General features: G+C 34.6%; 17 protein-coding genes. 15 read left to right on the forward strand and 2 right to left on the reverse strand.

Annotated elements, in window-relative coordinates; translation table 11 throughout:
* The first annotated feature begins 107 nt into the window (after positions 1-107).
* The 3 genes from NSS71_RS01950 to NSS71_RS01960 all read left to right on the forward strand — a co-directional run bounded on the left by NSS71_RS01950 (position 108) and on the right by NSS71_RS01960 (position 1713).
* Positions 108-587: a methylated-DNA--[protein]-cysteine S-methyltransferase gene (locus NSS71_RS01950; protein ID WP_061799641.1), complete on the forward strand. Its 480-nt coding sequence runs from the start codon at positions 108-110 to the stop codon at positions 585-587.
* A gap of 368 nt (positions 588-955) precedes the next feature.
* Positions 956-1159 carry a hypothetical protein gene (locus tag NSS71_RS01955; protein ID WP_061799638.1) on the forward strand — a complete coding sequence of 68 codons (204 nt, stop codon included), beginning with the start codon at positions 956-958 and terminating at the stop codon, positions 1157-1159.
* A gap of 308 nt (positions 1160-1467) precedes the next feature.
* Positions 1468-1713 (forward strand): DUF1450 domain-containing protein, encoded by a 246-nt coding sequence (locus NSS71_RS01960; protein WP_047941554.1) that lies wholly within the window; start codon positions 1468-1470, stop codon positions 1711-1713.
* Positions 1714-1805: 92 nt separating this feature from the next.
* Here the strand turns inward: NSS71_RS01960 and NSS71_RS01965 are convergent, their stop codons facing one another.
* On the reverse strand, positions 1806-2465 hold the full coding sequence (locus tag NSS71_RS01965) for a helix-turn-helix transcriptional regulator (RefSeq protein WP_047941555.1): 660 nt from the start codon (positions 2463-2465) through the stop codon (positions 1806-1808).
* 256 nt (positions 2466-2721) lie between these two features.
* Here NSS71_RS01965 and NSS71_RS01970 point away from each other — a divergent pair, with 256 nt between their 5' ends.
* The 12 genes from NSS71_RS01970 (at position 2722) to pdxA (ending at position 16891) form a co-directional block, all read left to right on the forward strand.
* A complete protein-coding gene (locus tag NSS71_RS01970; protein ID WP_047941556.1) occupies positions 2722-3339 on the forward strand; it encodes a superoxide dismutase in 618 nt (205 codons plus the stop codon).
* A gap of 54 nt (positions 3340-3393) precedes the next feature.
* A complete protein-coding gene (locus NSS71_RS01975; RefSeq protein WP_047941557.1) occupies positions 3394-3918 on the forward strand; it encodes an NADPH-dependent FMN reductase in 525 nt (174 codons plus the stop codon).
* Between the two features lie 641 nt (positions 3919-4559).
* Complete coding sequence (locus tag NSS71_RS01980) at positions 4560-5894, forward strand: ABC transporter substrate-binding protein (RefSeq protein WP_095257741.1); 1335 nt, start codon at positions 4560-4562, stop codon at positions 5892-5894.
* A 219-nt stretch (positions 5895-6113) separates the two neighbouring features.
* On the forward strand, positions 6114-6956 hold the full coding sequence (locus NSS71_RS01985) for a carbohydrate ABC transporter permease (RefSeq protein WP_047941630.1): 843 nt from the start codon (positions 6114-6116) through the stop codon (positions 6954-6956).
* A gap of 13 nt (positions 6957-6969) precedes the next feature.
* Positions 6970-7806: a carbohydrate ABC transporter permease gene (locus NSS71_RS01990; protein WP_047941559.1), complete on the forward strand. Its 837-nt coding sequence runs from the start codon at positions 6970-6972 to the stop codon at positions 7804-7806.
* Positions 7807-7822: 16 nt separating this feature from the next.
* A complete protein-coding gene (locus NSS71_RS01995; RefSeq protein ID WP_201781386.1) occupies positions 7823-9091 on the forward strand; it encodes an arabinan endo-1,5-alpha-L-arabinosidase in 1269 nt (422 codons plus the stop codon).
* A gap of 3 nt (positions 9092-9094) precedes the next feature.
* Positions 9095-9718 carry a YesL family protein gene (locus NSS71_RS02000; RefSeq protein ID WP_047941560.1) on the forward strand — a complete coding sequence of 208 codons (624 nt, stop codon included), beginning with the start codon at positions 9095-9097 and terminating at the stop codon, positions 9716-9718.
* 192 nt (positions 9719-9910) lie between these two features.
* Complete coding sequence (locus NSS71_RS02005) at positions 9911-10873, forward strand: glycoside hydrolase family 43 protein (protein WP_047941561.1); 963 nt, start codon at positions 9911-9913, stop codon at positions 10871-10873.
* A 592-nt stretch (positions 10874-11465) separates the two neighbouring features.
* Positions 11466-13163, forward strand: coding sequence for a sigma-54-dependent Fis family transcriptional regulator (locus NSS71_RS02010; RefSeq protein WP_341132341.1), 1698 nt, complete (start codon positions 11466-11468; stop codon positions 13161-13163).
* 426 nt (positions 13164-13589) lie between these two features.
* Positions 13590-14573, forward strand: coding sequence for a 2-keto-3-deoxygluconate permease (locus tag NSS71_RS02015; RefSeq protein ID WP_047941563.1), 984 nt, complete (start codon positions 13590-13592; stop codon positions 14571-14573).
* A gap of 18 nt (positions 14574-14591) precedes the next feature.
* Positions 14592-15893 (forward strand): four-carbon acid sugar kinase family protein, encoded by a 1302-nt coding sequence (locus NSS71_RS02020; protein ID WP_095321809.1) that lies wholly within the window; start codon positions 14592-14594, stop codon positions 15891-15893.
* Positions 15890-16891 carry a 4-hydroxythreonine-4-phosphate dehydrogenase PdxA gene (gene pdxA, locus NSS71_RS02025; protein WP_047941564.1) on the forward strand — a complete coding sequence of 334 codons (1002 nt, stop codon included), beginning with the start codon at positions 15890-15892 and terminating at the stop codon, positions 16889-16891. Before NSS71_RS02020 ends, pdxA begins: the two co-directional genes overlap by 4 nt.
* A gap of 208 nt (positions 16892-17099) precedes the next feature.
* Here pdxA and NSS71_RS02030 read toward each other — a convergent pair whose 3' ends face one another.
* Positions 17100-18713: a response regulator transcription factor gene (locus NSS71_RS02030; RefSeq protein ID WP_047941565.1), complete on the reverse strand. Its 1614-nt coding sequence runs from the start codon at positions 18711-18713 to the stop codon at positions 17100-17102.

Consider the following 18713-nt stretch of genomic DNA (forward strand, 5'->3'; position numbering starts at 1 on the left):
TTTCCTCATTTGTAAATATGATTTTTGAAAAAATAAAAATGTTTTTTATGAAGCAAAATGATACTGTTCTGTTAAAATAATAGAAAATAGTTTTTCGGGGGGATAGGATGTTTGCACTAGATTATCAATCTCCAATTGGAGTAATAGAGATAATTGGAACAGAAAAGGCGATCTATTCTATCTTATTTTCAGAGAAAGAGTCACCAGAGAACCAGATAGATGATCAGACACCTCAGGTTTTAATTACATGCTATAAGGAGCTAGATGCTTACTTCAGTGGGAAAAGTCATAATTTTTCTTTTCCAATTGAAATGGGTGGAACTCCATTTCAAAGACAGGTATGGAATGCTTTAACTCATATTCCCTATGCGGCAACGGGATCATATAAGGATATTGCAAGCAGCATCGGTAACAAAAAAGCAGTTCGTGCAGTGGGAAGTGCGAATGGAAGAAATAAACTATGCATTGTCATTCCATGTCATCGAATTATAGGAGCGAATGGAACGCTGACTGGTTATGCCGGTGGTTTATGGCGGAAGGAATGGCTGCTTAGACATGAGCAGAAATGGAAAACTAACACCATATAATAAATCAAGACATAATCCATAAACGGGGGACTTTTCCTTTAGCTAATGTTTATTTTGTAGGTTAATGAAAAGTATCCGATTCTTATTGAATCGGATACTTTTCTGCTTCTCATTTAGAACTAATAAAGCTCTATTGAAGTACCAGCTCCACCTACGCTGTGTACAGTGATAACCACTAATGTTATCCAACCTAATTTACATTATAAATGAAAACGATTTCAAAATCAAATATTGTGAAGTAATGAACTTTTTTTCAGAATATTATTTCTTTTTAGCGAGATGTTTTTTTGTTCGCTAAAATATAGATGTTAATGGAAGAGAATAATTTTCTGCTTTCTGTAAAACTTATAAAAAAAGGAGTGATTTGGATGAACGAACAAAAGGGAGCGAATATGTCTGATTTTGGCCAAATAAATGATAATATGATGGAAGCTGATTCAAATAAGACAAGTGTATCGATTAAGACAAATGTAGATCCTAAAAATGTGCTTGAAGATAATCCTTATTTTGATAAAACAAAAACGTATAGTAAGGAAGAGTTGGAAAAGTTCAAGAAATTTTTTAGGGGATAAATAGAAAAAATTCACCTGTAAATTCATACTGGTAGTGACATACTCCTTGGCAGCTGATGAAAAAACTTGTTAATACATAATATAACAGCTGTAAAGGAGTATTTTTATTCTTAGTCTATCAGAATTATGGAGAGCTTCTTTACTTGCATTTTTATATAGAAAATGATTAAATGTATATACTTGTTTTTTATACTGTATGGTATAAAAAACTTTTATAAAGTGTGATTTAGTTTTTTCCTTATATCTTTGGTCCATAAAAATAATCGTTTATATATATTGTTTGTAAAATAAAAGGGAGGAACGAGCAAATGGGGATTGTAGTTGTAGAAATTTGTGATGGAAGTTTGATCACTTCAATAAATTTAGAAGAAATACTAGAATCTAAATATCCAGAAGTAGCTGTGATTGAAAGCAGCTGTCTTTCCTTTTGTGGAATGTGTGCAAAACGTCCTTATGCAATTGTAAACGGAAAAAGAATTTTTGCAAAAACTACTGAGGAATGTCTTGAATTAATAATGAAACAAATTGAAGCAGAATTAGCTGTATTTGCTTAATAGAAGAAATACTAGAAAAGGGAAGTCTTAAGAATTAATTTCTTGATGACTTCCCTTTTCCTATTAGTTTAAGTTTTTTCTAAGAAAAAGCCTTACAATACTACGAACGAGGAATCATGCTGGGAAACAAACTTTACGACAAACTTACAGTGATTGTCTCCTTCTGTTCGGCAGTATGTTCTCGTAACATCCTTTGCATGGAGAACTTTTTTGAGCATTTCTGTCTCACATCTACAGGCTATTTTAAACTCCTTCGCTACCTCGAGGATAGGACAATTATATTCCGTTATTTCAAAAGTATGGTCGTCCACTTTTGTTAAATCGGCCATATATCCTTTTTCATTTTGGATAGTAATCATTTCTTGCATTTTTTCAGCAGGATCTTTGTCATCCATACGTGAAATATACTCTTTTGTTAGACGTTCTTCCCGTTTATTGAATAATTGCTGAACTGAATCTTTTCCATAAAGTTCTTTAATGTCGTGTAATAAATCGATGCTGATTCCTTCATAACTTTTTGGGAAAAAATGTTCTGCTTTTTCCGCCAATGTAAAGCTTTGAATAGGTCGGCCCATTGGCTGTTTGATAAATTCGGATTGGATTAAATTATCTTTTTCTAATATTGTTAAGTGCTTTCGCACAGCCATATGTGTTATTTTTAGACGATCGGTAAAATCGTTTACCGTTAAGGAGCCCTCTTTCTTAAGAAGATGCAGAATTTTATCTTTTGTCGTTTTTTGTGTTGGGACCATTTTAAACCTCCATTCTATTTCATTGGAGAAAAAAATCTAAATAATTTTAAGGTATAGAAATTAATTATACCAGAAAGTATAAAATGTTGAAAGTAGTTACTTGTACAAGAGTCAGTGCATAAGATTAGCTTAGTTAATAAAAAAAACATCCACCAATTTAGAATAAAGTAATTGCTTTTTTATTATGGATGGTTTATTGTTTAAATATACTTTTTAAACCAAAAAGTATAAAAAACAAAAAATGGAGGAAATACCAATGACTACATATTCATTACCAGCTTTATCATACGAATTTAATGCTTTAGAACCACATATTGACCAGAAAACGATGGAAATTCATTATGGAAAACATCATCAGACATACGTTAATAATTTAAATGCTGCTCTTGAAGGTCAGGATGCATTACAAGCAAAATCCTTAGAAGAGTTATTAAGCAATCTGAATGAGGTACCAGAACAAATCAGAACTGCTGTAAGAAACAATGGTGGCGGGCACTTAAACCACTCCTTATTCTGGGAAGTAATTGCACCAGCTTCAGGTGTGAATACACCTTCTGGTGAATTAGCAGAAGCAATTAATAAAGCTTTTGGAAGCTTCGATGAATTTAAGCAGCAATTTACTGCTGCTGCTACTACTCGATTTGGGTCTGGCTGGGCTTGGCTGGTTGTGGACGAAGTAGGCAGCTTAAAAGTAACAAGCACACCAAACCAAGATAATCCAATTATGAATGGCGAACGCGCTATTTTAGGATTGGATGTATGGGAGCATGCTTACTATTTAAATTACCAAAACAGAAGACCTGAATACATTTCCAATTTCTTCTCTATTATTAATTGGAGTGTAGTTGCGGATAAATTTGCGAATAATAATTAATATGATAGACAAAGATTAAGTGGTTCATGCTTATCTTTAAGCTTGGAGGATACTATGAAGCTTGTAGGGATTTCTGGATCATTAGTTGGTTCCAAAACAGCTAAAGCAGTAAATGAAGTATTAGTTGCTGCCAAGGCACTTGACCCAACGATTCAAGTAGAATTAGTTGATTTAAGAGAGTATGAGATCGAATTTGTTAATGGAGCGCCATTAAGTTATTATAATGATGATACCATTAAAGTGGTCAATACTATTTTGAGTGCAGATGCTCTTGTGATTGGAACGCCAGTATATCAAGCCTCTATTTCAGGGGTATTAAAAAATCTCTTTGATCATCTACCAGTCGATGCATTTAAAACGAAAGTAGCGGGAATGGTTATCACAGGTGGTACGGATAAACATTTTCTTGTAATGGAACATCAATTAAAGCCGATTCTTACCTATTTTAAAGCATTGATTACCGTGCAAAATGTGTTTGTGCATAATGACTATTTTGATGAGGAGAATGAAATTATCGACAAAGAGGTCAAAGAGCGAATGATTAAACTGGCTGAGGAAATTATTTATTTACAACGTTAGTTATCCATTTAGAAATGTCCTAAAAAGGCAGATTCTGCGAAGTAGCAGGTCTGTCTTTTTTACTTATTAAAGAGCACACTGTTTCTCAAAAATCCAATTTGCAAGAAAAAATCACTTCTTCAAATTTTTAAATATACTTGTTAATAATTATGTAATGAAAAGTGTAAGGTTAATGCAAATATTAACTTTGTTAAGGTGGTTAACTATGTGATGAATTAGATTAATAAATATGTTAATTTAATGTCTGAAAAATATATCTAAGTTTATATAAAAGTTATTGACAACGCTTACAGATAATTGTATAAATAACTTATAAGATATATTTTTAAAGGGTGTTTTATAAAAATGTTGTTCTCTATTTTGGGGGAATTCCACACAACGAGAGGCTATCTGTAATAACAACAAACTTTGTAAAAATCGCCTTTTGCTATTAAGTTGTATCATAGTGTCATATAAAAAGGGAGATGAGGAGGAATGCAAAAACAAATAAACTGTTGATACGTTGGTGAAAATGAAAGTAATTCTAAATTAAATGCTACATAAAGAGAACAAAGTAAGTCTACGCTTAAAGTGATAGAAATGCAGATTAGTATTATCCTTTTTGTTTTATAAAAGAAATTAAAAATAGGGGAGAATATAAAATGAAAAAAGTAAAAATATTACTTTCAAGTTTTGTGATTTTCAGTATGTTGCTTTTAGGTGCATGTTCAAGTAGCAGTAACGGTAATGCGGATGGGAAGAAAGAAATCACGTTTATGTTTAGAGGAGGGCCAGATGAGAAAACGGCTTATACAGCAGCGATTAAAAAGTTTGAAGATTCGCATGAGGGCGTGAAGGTAAAAATCATTAATACAGATGCAGATCAATATGCTACTAAATTATCTGCTGCTGTTTCCGGTGGGAATGTACCCGATGTTTTTTATCTTGATTCTGGAAGTATCGCAAATTATGTTGATAATGGCATCATTAAAGATATTACAGAAGAAGTTGAGAATGCAGATTTTGATTTAGATAGTATTTGGAAATTTGGTGTAGACATCTATCGCTATGATGGGAAAACTCCTGGTAAGGGTGCCCTTTATGGATTACCAAAAGATATCGGTCCATTTGCGCTAGGTTATAATAAAGACATGTTTGAAGAAGCCGGAATTCCGTTGCCAGATAAAGACAAAGCCTATACTTGGGAGGAATTCTTAAAAATTAGTCAAGAATTAACAAAAGATACAAATGGTGATGGCGAAGTTGATCAATGGGCAAGCGGTTTTAATGCCACGTGGACTCTGCAATCATTTGCTTATAGTAATGGTGCATCCTTTTTAAATGATGCTGGAGATACTGTAACAGTTGACACACCAGAGTTTGCAAGTTCTTTGCAGTTCCTTGCCGATTTAACTAATAAATATAATACAACACCAAATGCTTCACAAGCTGAAACATTGGACACATACCAAAGATGGATGAATGGCGAATTAGCATTTTTCCCAGTTGGTCCATGGGATATGAGTACATATGCCAAACTAGATTTTGAATACGATCTCATGCCGTGGCCATCTGGTACAACAGGTAAATCTGTTGCATATGTTGGTTCCCTGGGATTAGTAGTTTCAGAGACTACAAAATATCCCGATTTAGCGACTGAATTGGCCATTTACTTGTCTGCTGATGAAAATGCCCAACAAACATTATTAGATGCTAAAGTGCAAATTCCGAATTTAATTGATATGGCTGAAGAATGGGCTAGCGATACAGAAACGGTTCCAAATAATAAGAAAGAATTTTTAGATATTGTTCGAGATTATGGTGTTCCATACCCAACTTTCGCTACCTATAACTCCCAATGGTTAGATGAATTCTGGTCGAATATTACTCCCGTAATGCAAGGGAAACAGACTGCAGCCGATTTTGTAAAAGAAATACAGCCTAAAATGCAAAAGCTTTTAGATGAGGCCAATGAACAAGCAAAAATGTCTAAATAAACTAAAATACTAGGATGTCTTTTTACTAAGAGGAGAACTCACCAATTTTAAGTAAAACTTGTTGTGAGGTTCTCTTCTTTTAAGACACCCTTTAATTGCTAAAGAGGTGAGCATATGTCCAGTGTTATAGCTACAAACAGTGAAAAGAATAAAAATCCGAAAATAAAACCTAAAAGTAAGACTAGTAACTTGTATAAGCAAGAGCATAGAGTTGCACTGATGTTTGTGGCAGCTCCAATTATTGGATTTCTATTATTTTCTGTTTATCCATTTGCTTATTCTGTGTATGCATCATTTACGGATTGGAATGGATTGAATAGAATGAACTTTGTCGGCTTAGATAACTTTATTAAACTATTTCAAGATGAATATTTCTATCAAACTCTCTATAATACAGTTTTTTATATGATAGGAATTCCTATTGGATTAGGATTGGCATTGCTGCTCGCAATGGCTTTGAGCAGGGGGCTGAAAGGGACTACTGTTTTTAGAACAATCTACTACATCCCTGTTATCTCTTCTCTTGCAGCAATCTCTATAATGTGGGCATGGGCTTATAATGGAGATTTTGGATTGATTAATCAATTTTTGGATTTATTTGGAATTAAGGGTCCAAACTGGTTAGAAAATACTGCAACTGTTAAACCAGCAATTATCCTTATGGCAGTATGGAAAGGGTTAGGTTATTCGATGCTGCTTTATTTAGCGGCAATTCAAAGTGTTTCGAAAACCTATTATGAAGCAGCTGATCTAGATGGTGCAAATTCTTTCCAAAAATTTAAAAGTATCACATGGCCAATGGTTAAACCGGTAACGTTTTTCTTAGTTATTACAAATATAATTGGCGGATTCCAAATATTTACTGAAATTAACATTATGACCCCGACTGGCGGACCATCTTATAGTGCCGCGTCTATTGTTTGGTATGTATGGCAAAAAGCATTCAAATATTATCAAATGGGATATGGTTCAGCGATGTCACTAATTTTATTTATCTTTATCTTTATCGTAACTGTTATTCAATTCTATTTTAATAGAAAATCAGATTATAGTTTGGATTAAGGGGGTGTATAGCATGAAAAAGCAAAGGAAAATAACAGATATATTTATTTATTTCATTCTCACCATTGGTTCTCTGTTTATGATTGGACCATTATTATGGATGATTACTACTTCATTAAAAGACAAGACTGGTGTATTTGCCTTACCGCCACAATGGATACCAGATCCCTTCCAGTTTGATGCATACATTAAATTATTTCAGCTTGATACTTTGGGATACGGACTTAAAAATACTATAATTGTCTCTTTAACCGTAACTATTATTGGTACCATAACATCTAGTATGGCTGCTTTTGCTTTTGCGAAACTAAGAATGCCTTTTAAAAATACATTATTTTTAATTTTATTAGCTTCTATTATGATTCCTTATCCAATCATTATGATTCCCCAATTCGTAATGTTTTCTAAAATGGGTTGGGTAGATACACTATTACCATTAATTGTGCCAGGTTTATTTGGAAATATTACGATGATTTTCTTCCTTCGTCAATATCTAACCAATGTGCCTTATTCGTTAATTGAAGCAGCAAAGGTGGATGGAGCGGGTTACCTTCAAATTTTCTTTAAATTGATTTTTCCTGTTATTCGTCCGGCGGTAGCGGCACAATTTATTCTTTGGTTCATGGGTGTGTGGAATGACTACTTAGCACCATTAATCTATCTAAATAGTCCAGAGAAACAAACATTACAAGTAGTAATTGCAAACTTAAAAGCAACTTATGCTATTCAAACGGATTATCCATTGATTATGGCAGGTTCTGTTGTCTCTTTACTTCCAGTATTAATCGTATTCTTGATATTTCAAAAACAGATTATTGAATCAGTTGCCTTATCAGGTGTGAAAGGGTAAACAGGAGGACCAAGCTATGAAAATGAAAGAAGAAACAAAACAGGGCTTAGAATTAATAGAATCATACGGATGGGGAACCTTGGGAACCCATGACCCTACGATTATCAAAGAAGATGATTTCTACTATATGTTTTCAACCGATACACATATCGATAATGCGCCAACTGAGGGGGCGCAAATTAGAAAATCAAAGGATTTAATCCACTGGGATTATGTTGGAACTGCGTTAAAGGCTGTTCCTAAAGAGGCTAAAGAGTGGTCCAAGGCATTAGGCTTATGGGCCCCGGAAGTTATTAACTATAAAGGTCGCTATTATATGTATTATTCCGCTTCCACTTTTGGGAGTACGGTTTCTTGTATTGGATTAGCTACTGCTGACCATTTAGAAGGACCGTGGTGTGATCAAGGGATTGTACTTAAAACAAATCCAGAAATTGCAACCCATAATGCGATAGATGCAAATGTAGTAATAGATAAATATGGTGAGTACTGGCTTTGTTATGGATCCTTCTTTGGAGGCATTTACCTTGTCAGACTTAATATGGAAACAGGGATGCCAGTTGCTGATGATGGTTATGGAACATTGCTTGCAATAAGACCAAAAGAAGTAGAAGGTGCGATAGAAGGCGCTTTTATTATCTACAATTCGACATTTGATTATTATTATTTGTTTACTTCTTATGATAGTTTGCATGATAGTTACAATATTCGTGTAGCGAGGTCGAAAGAAATTACTGGTCCTTACGTGGATGTGAACGGTAAAAATATGATAGATACAGAGGATGAACCACATACTATTGGTGTTAAGTTAGTGGGAAGCTATCAGTTTGAACATGATATTGCTTGGATTGGACCAGGTCACAATTCCATTTTTAGCGAAAAGAATAAACAATTTATGGTTCACCATGTTCGTTTAGAGGAATTTTCTCCCTATCATTATGGATTTATACGGGAATTATTTTGGCTAATGAGCGGCTGGCCGGTTGTATCGCCAGAATACTACTATCATACTGAAACACGCAATTATTCTGTTCTGGATCTATTGGGTGATTGGGAATATATTTCTTTTGATGAAGACAGAAGAGTTAAGCATAGTAAAAGGTTTTCTTTAAAAGAGGATAGTCTAACTAAGATTGATTCATTAGGTGATAATCAGTTTACCTTTGTGGATAGAAATTTTGAGTTTGTTATTTTTCCTGTTAAGGATTGGAAAAACAATATAGAGACAATAGCCTTCTCTGGTTTAACAAAATCAGGAGATACTATATTTGGAAAGAGGGTGTAATCTATGGTGTGGTCAAACAAAGTGATGATCGTTCTTGATAGGCTGTTAAGTGTCATCATTCTTAATCTGCTTTGGATTATGGGGAGTATAATTGGGCTTGGAATTTTCGGGATTTTTCCAGCTACCTATGCCCTTAATGTCCTAATTAGAAAAGAGGAGTTTTTCAATGATTTTCCGTCATTTAGAAAGCTTGCGAAGGAATACTTTTCTGCATATAAGCAGAACTTTCTAAAAATGAATGGTGTTGGAATCATTTATTTCCTTGTATTATATGTGCTTTGGATCGATTTACAGCTGGTACGAGGAATGACAGTTGGGGCTGCTATTTTCTATTATCCAGTTCTATGTTTCATTATTTATGTTTTGGCTACTATTCTTTATACATTTCCAATAGCCATATATACGCATGGTACGTTTAAGGAGAAAGCAAAATTAGTATTGAGTTTACCATTATTACTGCCTTTACATACAGTATTTAGTTTACTCTTCTTGTTAGTACTTTTAGCAGTAGCTTATAAGTATAGTATTGTAATACCACTATTTTTAATTAGTACCTATTTTTTATGTGTGGATAAGTTCATATCAGGAGAATTAGTCAAAAAAAGAATTATAAGAGGTTTTGAATAGATACATAGAACGCTAAAGGAATTGTTATTAGATGGAAATCAGACCAATGGCAGATTGAAAGTGATTACATCTGCAGTTCTTAAATTTTTAATCAGATAAGTCTTAAGATAATCACGTCTATGGTTATGGGATAATTTGATGGGAGATAATCTTTTTAGTTTGAAATGTAATGGATAAAAAGGAGAGAGTAAGATGACGAATGTTAAGACAGTTCATTATAACAACCCAATTGTTTTACAAAGAGCAGATCCTTGGGTATATAAACACACAGATGGCTACTATTATTTCACTGGTTCTGTCCCTGGCTATCAGAAAATAGAAGTCCGCAGAGCTAGAACATTAAATGGGCTGAAAAATGGTGAAAGTGCATTTGTTTGGCATGCTCATTCAACAGGCCCATTAAGCTCTTTAATTTGGGCTCCGGAAATTCATTTTATCCGTGGAAAATGGTACATCTATTTTGCCGCAGCAGAGTATGATTACCCTAAAAATGGGATTTTTCAGCATCGTATGTTTGTACTTGAATGCGCTGATGAAAACCCTCTAACTGGAAAATGGATTGAAAAGGGTCAAGTAAAAACGGCTCAGGAAAGTTTTAGTTTAGATGCAACTGTGTTTGAATTGCACGACAAGCTTTATTATGTGTGGGCACAAAAGGAACCGGCTATTCCAGGAAATTCTAATCTATATCTATCTGAAATGGAAAATCCTTGGACCTTAAAAGGGAAGCAGTTATTATTATCTATTCCTGAATACTCTTGGGAGAAAATCGGATTTTTAGTGAATGAAGGTCCTGCGGTGTTGATTAGAAATGGAAAAGTCATCATAACCTATTCAGCTAGTGCAACCGATGAAAATTATTGCATGGGAATGCTTTGGGCCGATATAAATTCCGATTTATTAGATGGATATTCTTGGACTAAATTAGATAAGCCAGTTTTTAGCAGCGCCCCAGAGAATCAACAATATGGACCAGGACATAATAGCTTTACTATTAGTGAAGATGGAAGGGAAGATGTTCTTATCTATCATGCAAGACCATATACAGAAATAGAGGGAGATCCTTTGAATAATCCAGATCGCCACGCGAGGGCACAAGTATTTACTTGGGATGAGAATGGGCTTCCAGTGTTTGGTAAACCGATTAAGGATTAGGAGATATACTAAGAGTCTAAAAAAAGAAAAAGGCTGGGATATAAGTATTAATTAAATTTAATCCCGAACAATTATACGTACACACTAAAAAACATTCGTATAATTGTTTGGGTTTTTTATTTATTTTAAGAAAGAAGCTTTGTGGTAATCTCACGCAGTCTGAATACACCTCGCTTCCCATGGGGCTACGTCTGAGTCTCCGCGTCACTAAACTGCACCCCAATTATTGGACACCACAAGAGCTGGGGTTTTTGTATGGATAAAAGATAACGGTGGAGCATAGAAGGTTGCTTCCCAGCGCAACGTGTGTCTGTAGTGTAATGTAATGGAACAAATTGGTTTCATTATTAATATAGAGATTGTCCGTCTTTAACCATTAATTATCCTAATCTTTTCAAGTATAAGACCAGATATGCATCCTTCAGTTAGAAGGTAAGACTGTCTGTTGCGGCATGGAACTTGTCTTTTACTTGACTTGTTTTTTTTAAAGTTTCTATTTACTTGTCAGTATCTAGTAAATTATGAACGAAACTTGACATCTAGACATAATTCTTTCAATGTATAAAGTAATAAATAATAATAGGTGAATAAAATGGGAATTAAAACGTTATTAATTGCTCCTTATCCTGCTTTGGAGCATGTGATGGAAGAATGCATAAAAGTAGAACCTGAACTTAATATGAAAATTGAATTGGCCAATCTTCAAGAAGCAATTCCAATTGCAAAGGAGGCTGAAAAACAGGGCATTGAGGTTATTATAAGTCGTGGGGGGACTGCTCAATTAATAGAGCAAGAAGTGACTATTCCAGTTGTTGACATACATGTTTCTGGTTATGATATGCTCCGTGTCTTGACCCTGGCAAATGATTATCCAGGCAAGAAAGCGATTGTGGGTTTTTCTAACATTACAATGGGCGCGAAGGCGATAACGGACTTGTTAGAAATACCTATTGAAGTATTTACAATCGAGGATGCTATTGAAGTTGATCCATTAGTCAATCAATTGAAAATAGATGGATATCAATTAATTATTGGAGATGTTATTACTCGTGATGCGGCCGCTAAATATAATCTAGAAGGAATACTAATACAATCAGGCAGAGAGGCAATATTTGAAGCCATTAAAGAAGTGAAGAGCATCTACCGAATGCTGAGAAAGCAGCGTTTTCAAATGACTATTATGCAAACCATTATAGAGAGACAGTTTTCGGATGTCATTGTAATGAATCGTGATGGAAATATTGTCTATGAAAATTGGAAACGATTTAGTGATTCCCCGCTTTCGGTCAAAAAAATGATAAATATCATTCAACAAAAAAGTGATAGTAAAGAAGAATTAGATATCATTGAAACGAATCAGTATAAACGAGTAAAACAGATGATGATTCCTATAAAGATAGAAGGGGAACTTCATTATTTATTTGCCTTTTCTTCTATGAAAGATTTAGTACTGGATAACTCCTTACATATTATAGATGTACCAACTCCGCCAGTTATCCTTTCTAAAAGTGATAGTATGAAGAGGTGCATAGAAAAGATTCAAAGTAATCTTAGCAGGAATGGCTGGATACTTATTGGGAAATCTGGCACAGGAAAAAAGTTAATCACCAAATGGATTCATTTCCAAAAAAATAGAGGAAATGGTCTTTTAGCAGTTATGTCTGCCAAAGCATTTATAAATATGAACCAACAGTTGGATCCTGATATAAAAACGATTTATTTGAATGAAATAGAGATGTTAAGCCTGGAAGAGTTAAGGATATTTGTTGGAAAAGTAAAGAGTAATTACAATAATGTCATCACAATTATAATAGCGATGGAGACGTCAGGCATAAATGGGTATACTGCTCTTCCGTATCTCGAATTTATCCGAGTTGATTTACCAATTTTGGTTGAACGTAAAGAGGATATCAGACCATTAGTGACCCACTTTTTAACTGCATTTCATTCTGAATTTGGCACCTCAGCAATCAAGATAAAGGAAGATGCATGGCAAGTATTGGAATCTTATTCTTGGCCAGGAAATGTTGAAGAATTATATCTACTTATTCATGATGCTGTTAAGGAAGAAAAAGGGTTTGTAATAGGGAAAGGGTTGATACAACAGCTTCTTGGAGAGAGGTTGAATAAAATGGAAACTATGGATAATAAATATTTACAAGGTACATTAGAGGAAATAGAAAAAAGAATTATTGACGCCGTCATGGAAGAAGAACATTATAATCAAACAAAAGTTGCTGAAAGACTCGGGATTAATCGAACAACTTTGTGGAGAAAACTGAAACAATAACAGTTTCAGTTCAGCTTGTCGACAAAAAGATATTGGAGAAGTAAAAATGCATTTTCATGCGTTGCTTGGAGTGGAGGGGGTGAGACTCCTGTGGGATTAGCGAGACAGTCTGAGACCCTGCAGGCTGAAAGCCGAAGCGGCTCAGCGCGAGCCCCACGGAAAGCGAACCCCCGGAGCGGAAAGTAACGTCTAAATTCAAAGAGATTAATAAATATACTTTACTCAAACTTCTATTTCCAAAATACAGGAGTTTGTCTACAGTCTGAACTGAAACAATAACAGTTTCAGTTTTTTTATTTTTTTGTTTCATTTTGCAACGTTTTATACTAATTCTATTGTGGTAATAGTTGAAAGCAGTTACAATTTTATTTGTAAACGATTACTTATTGTTTAAAATTGAAACATATAAAAAGGAGTGTTAAAATTATGAAGATTAAAGAGACGTTAGAACGGATTCCTGGAGGGATGATGGTAGTTCCGTTGCTAATTGCAGCACTATTAAATACATTTGCTCCAAACCTTCTCAGAATCGGGAATTTTACAGAGGCTTTATTTGTTAATGGATCATCTACTTTAATTGCATTATTTCTATTGTGTACGGGAGCGCAAATAAATGTAAAGTCATTTGGGGTATCTGTTGGGAAAGGGGCTACATTATTAATCACAAAATGGGTTGTTGGTGCAGCCTTTGGATTACTAGCGTATCTATTTGCTGGAGATAATGGTCTTTGGTTTGGTTTAGCTCCTATTGCAGTAATTGCCGCTATGACAAACAGTAATGGAGGATTATTTGTTGCTTTAGTTGGGCAATACGGAAGTAAGGAAGACAGAGCTGCGTATTCCTTATTAGCTCTTAATGATGGACCATTTTTGACAATGGTTGCTCTATCCATTTTTGGTGCAATGGGATTTGTGGACGGTTTATTTTCTATTACTTCTTTTATCTCTGTGCTTCTTCCGATCATAGTTGGGATGGTATTAGGTAATTTAGATGATAAAATGAGAGATTTCTTAGATAGTGGAAGTTCTATGTTAATTCCATTCTTTGCTTTTTCTCTCGGTATGGGCATCAATTTTTCTGCCATTCTTGAAGGTGGCTTGGCTGGTATTATTCTAGGCTTATTAACCGTTTTTGTAACTGGAACTGCTGGTTACTATGTGTTCAAGCTTTTAAAATGGAATCCGATTGTTGGAGCTGCTGAGGGCTCCACAGCTGGTAATGCGGTTGCTACACCTGCTGTAATTGCCGCTGCAAATGCTAGTTTTGCGTCAGTGGTCGATATTGCAACAGTACAGGTGGCCGCATCGGTGGTAACCACGGCAATACTGCTTCCAATCTATGTAGGTTTCTTAGTGAAAAGATTAGAAAAAAAAGGATATAAGTTTGAGGAACAAGGTATCAAAATGTAAGGTAAGGATGTGTTCGACGTGAAAAACAAAATGGGGATTATTTCTGATGATTTAACAGGCGCTAACGATTCTGGTGTGCAGCTGGCAATAAAAAAATTATCTACTAGTGTTGTGTTTGATTATAAAAATTTATCTAAAGATATGGTCTCTGATGTTCTAATAGTAGATACGGACAGTAGAGCGAAAGAGGAAGAGGATGCATATAAGGCAGTAGTAGAGGCAGCATCCTTTCTCAAAAGAAACGGGTATAAACATATTTATAAGAAGGTAGATTCCACGTTAAGAGGCAATTTAGAGGCAGAACTGGCAGCGCTAGAATCTGTTTATAAACCAGATATGATTGTTATTGCGCCGGCCTATCCTAAAATGAGACGTCAAACCATCAATGGACACCATTTTGTAGACGGTAAAATCATTACAGAAACCGAATTTTCCAATGATCCGAAGACACCTGTACAGGAATCGTTTTTGCCAAAGCTTTTAAATTCGAAAAATAACAGGAAAATTACATTGGTTAATAAGGAAGTTTGGCACAAGTCTAAAGAGGAGATAAACAGTTTTATACAATCATCCTTAGTGGAAGGGAATAAATGGTTTGTTTGTGATGCCGAATCTGAGGAGGATCTCATAAATATTGCTAAACTATTTTCTGAGCAAAATAAATCGATTATTTGGGCAGGATCTGCTGGACTGATAGAATATCTGCCGGGAATGCTGCATTTAATGCCTTCATCAGTAAAAGAACAGGAAGATATGGAAATCCAAACTACTTTGATCGTATCTGGAAGCTTATCTCCCGTAACGAAAAAACAATTATATAAGGTTGATAGACTGCAAGATTCTTATTTTATGCAGGTTGACCCTGTGGATTTAATAAATGGTAGCTATAGGCTGGATGAGTTTATGGAAATAATCCAGCAGAATAAAGAACACAACCATTTTGTACTTTATGTAGAAGCGGATGATGACAATAGAAAGCGTGCCATTGAAGCAGGTAAGATACTAGGATTAAGTAAAAATGATGTTAGTGAAGCAATATCAAATGGATTGGGTATCATTTCAACCCATATAGTAAAAAATGCTCCTTTTATTAAAGGGTTAGTCTTAACAGGCGGAGATACTGCCAAGGCAGTATGTCGTGCGCTGGGAGTAACAGAAATGGATTTATATATGGAAATTGAACCAGGACTTCCTTTTGGAAAAATTAGAACAGAAATGAAAAGCTATTGGGCGGTAACGAAAGCAGGAGGCTTTGGCCAAGAAGATTCATTAATAAAAGCATTAGAGTTTTTAATTAACAATAGAAGGGTGATAGTATGAGTATTGTAAAACCAATTGTAGGGATAACAATGGGAGATGCAGCAGGGGTTGGTCCAGAGATTATTTTAAAAAGTCTCGGTAAAGAGGAAATGTATACGATTAGCAGACCGTTGGTAATCGGTGATAGTAAGATTTTGAATAGAGCCAAACAATTTGTTAATAGTGATTTAGCTATCCAAAATATTTCCGTAGAGGAAATTAACGAAATAACCTATGATTATGGTACTGTTTATTGTTTAGATTTAAATTTATTGGATGAAACACTTCCGGTAGGAAAAGTGGCTCCAGAAGCTGGGAATGCGGCATTTCAATATCTTGCTAAAGCCATTGAGCTTGCAAAAGAAGATAAAATCCATGCAATATGTACAGCACCATTAAATAAAGAGGCATTGCATAAAGGGGGACATAAATATCCAGGCCATACAGAAATCTTAGCTGATCTTACTGGTACTCAAGATTTCTCTATGATGCTGTCTGCTCCGAATTTAAAAGTTATTCATGTTACAACACATGTTGGAATTCTTGATGCGGTTAAGATGATTAATCCCGAACGTGTCTATCATGTTATTAAACTTGCTCATGATACTTTACAAAAGGCAGGTATTTCTAATCCGAAAATTGCTGTTTGCGGCATTAATCCACATGCTGGTGAAAATGGATTATTTGGTTATGGAGAAGAAGAAGAAAAAGTAATTCCTGCTGTAGAAAGAGCACAAAAAGAAGGGATAGAAGCAGTAGGCCCACTTCCGGCAGATACATTATTTTTCCGTACTGTACGTGGGGATTTTGATATTGTAGTAGCAATGTATCACGACCAAGGACACGGTCCAGTGAAAGTACTAGGATTAGATGCCGGAGTGAATATTACCGTTGGTTTGCCAATTATTCGAACAAGCGTAGATCATGGAACGGCATTTGATATCGCAGGTAAAGGGATCGCAGATGAAAAAAGCTTAATGGAAGCAATGCGACAAGCTGTAGAACTAGCTCCTAAATGATAAAGAAAAAGAAGATAAATTTATTAGCTTGTTAATGTATTAGATAGACAAATAAGGCCGGAATTTTATCTTAACATCATCATTCAGTAATTCTAATCATCGCAAGCTGCTGAATTTGAGAAAGCTGGATGTTTTGGTGCTCGATGTAAAAGTTCGGAAGCGCAACTAACCATCAGTGGTAAGGGAAAATACTGATGGTTAGCTTTGTTTATAAAGCGGAGGATTTTTCTTTTCGTCTATATTCAAAAGGAGTGTAATTTGTTTCTTTTTTAAAAAGTTTGGTAAAGTAGGAGTAATTTCCATATCCGACTTTATCTGAGATTATATGTACTGGTAATGTAGTTTGAATGAGTAGCTCCTTAGCGATGTCTACTCTTTTTTTGATGATATAGTTTACAAGAGAGAGTCCAGTTTCTTTCTTAAAAATTCTTGCTATATAATCTGGGCTTAAATATACAATCTTTGCAATATTATCTCTTGTAATATTCTCATGATAATGTTCATCAATATAGTCACAAATTGTATTAACAACGGTTTTCTGAGAGTGAATAAAATCTACATATTGCAGCGAAATATCAACTAAGTAAGTAATATAAATCATCATATCATCGATTGAACGCAATGATTGTGTTTGTAAAAAGTTATTTGTATTTCCATCAAATAATTTGTGTGCAAGCACTTCCTTCTTTTTTAAGTGTGTAAATAACAATTGTGTAATATCCAAACGGAAATTACATAAAACATCAAGATTAAGAGCGTTTGATTCTTTCAAGTGAATTAAATACTGTCGACATTTAGCTAAAAAGCTTTGTTTGTTTCCATTTTGCAGATACTTCTCTAAAATAGCTAAATTAGGTTCTGTGTAACTAGTGACTGTTATCTCATAAGATAGAAAGTGCTGAACAGAATTTCTAAACTCAATCATATCGTCACTTTTTCGCTGGAGCTGCTTTACTGCTGACTGAATGTTGACTAACGGAGCAGGAAAACCAATACTAAAACGACTATCTATTGACAGCTCCTCCTTAAGCGTATGGATTAAGTTCTTGCATAATGAAACGAATGAGGTTTGTTCATCACTTTTTTTTAAAAGAAGTACATAGCTTTCTTTATTAATATCAAGGGTGACTATACTCTCTAAAGAAAAGCGCTTTTCTTTAAGGGTAGAGTTTAAATGGACAATTAGTTTAGAAACCAATGCTTTATCTATTTCAAAAATAGGCGTGCTGTTTTCTTTAAAAGACATATGATAAGGAAATATATTTAGTAAAATGGGCAAAAAATAGTCTTCTGTAGAATAATTTAAATGATTTTTTAGTAATTGTTCTTCTAGGTCTGCTTGAAGCCACTCATGGTTTCTTAAATATGAACTCCAAAAATGATCTACTAGCTTTTGTTTGTTCTGCTGCCAATACTGACCTACTTGGATGGCCTGTTGACTTTGTTGATTGGCTTTTACTTTCTTAATCGCTTTTAATATACTGAATTCTAATTTATCGATTTCAATTGGTTTTAAATAGTATTCAAAGCTCTGAAGCTCAATCGCCTTTTGGGCATAATGAAAATCAGCAAAATTAGTTAAGAAAATGGTCTGGATTGTATAGCCTTCTTGCCGCACCCATGCCAATAATTCGAGGCCGCTACCTTGCGGCATTTCAATATCTGAAATAAGCAAATGAATGCTTTGTTTTTTAAATATATTCTTTGCTTGGCGGATATTATGGGCCGTATAGACTCGCTCAATTCCTAGATTCTCCCAATTGACCTTCTCCTTTAATAAGGCAACGACAAAGCGATCATCATCTACAACTAAGACATTCAT

Origin of the sequence: Niallia sp. FSL W8-0951 (genome assembly GCF_038006525.1) — a bacterium.
Taxonomy (GTDB): domain Bacteria; phylum Bacillota; class Bacilli; order Bacillales; family Cytobacillaceae; genus Niallia; species Niallia circulans.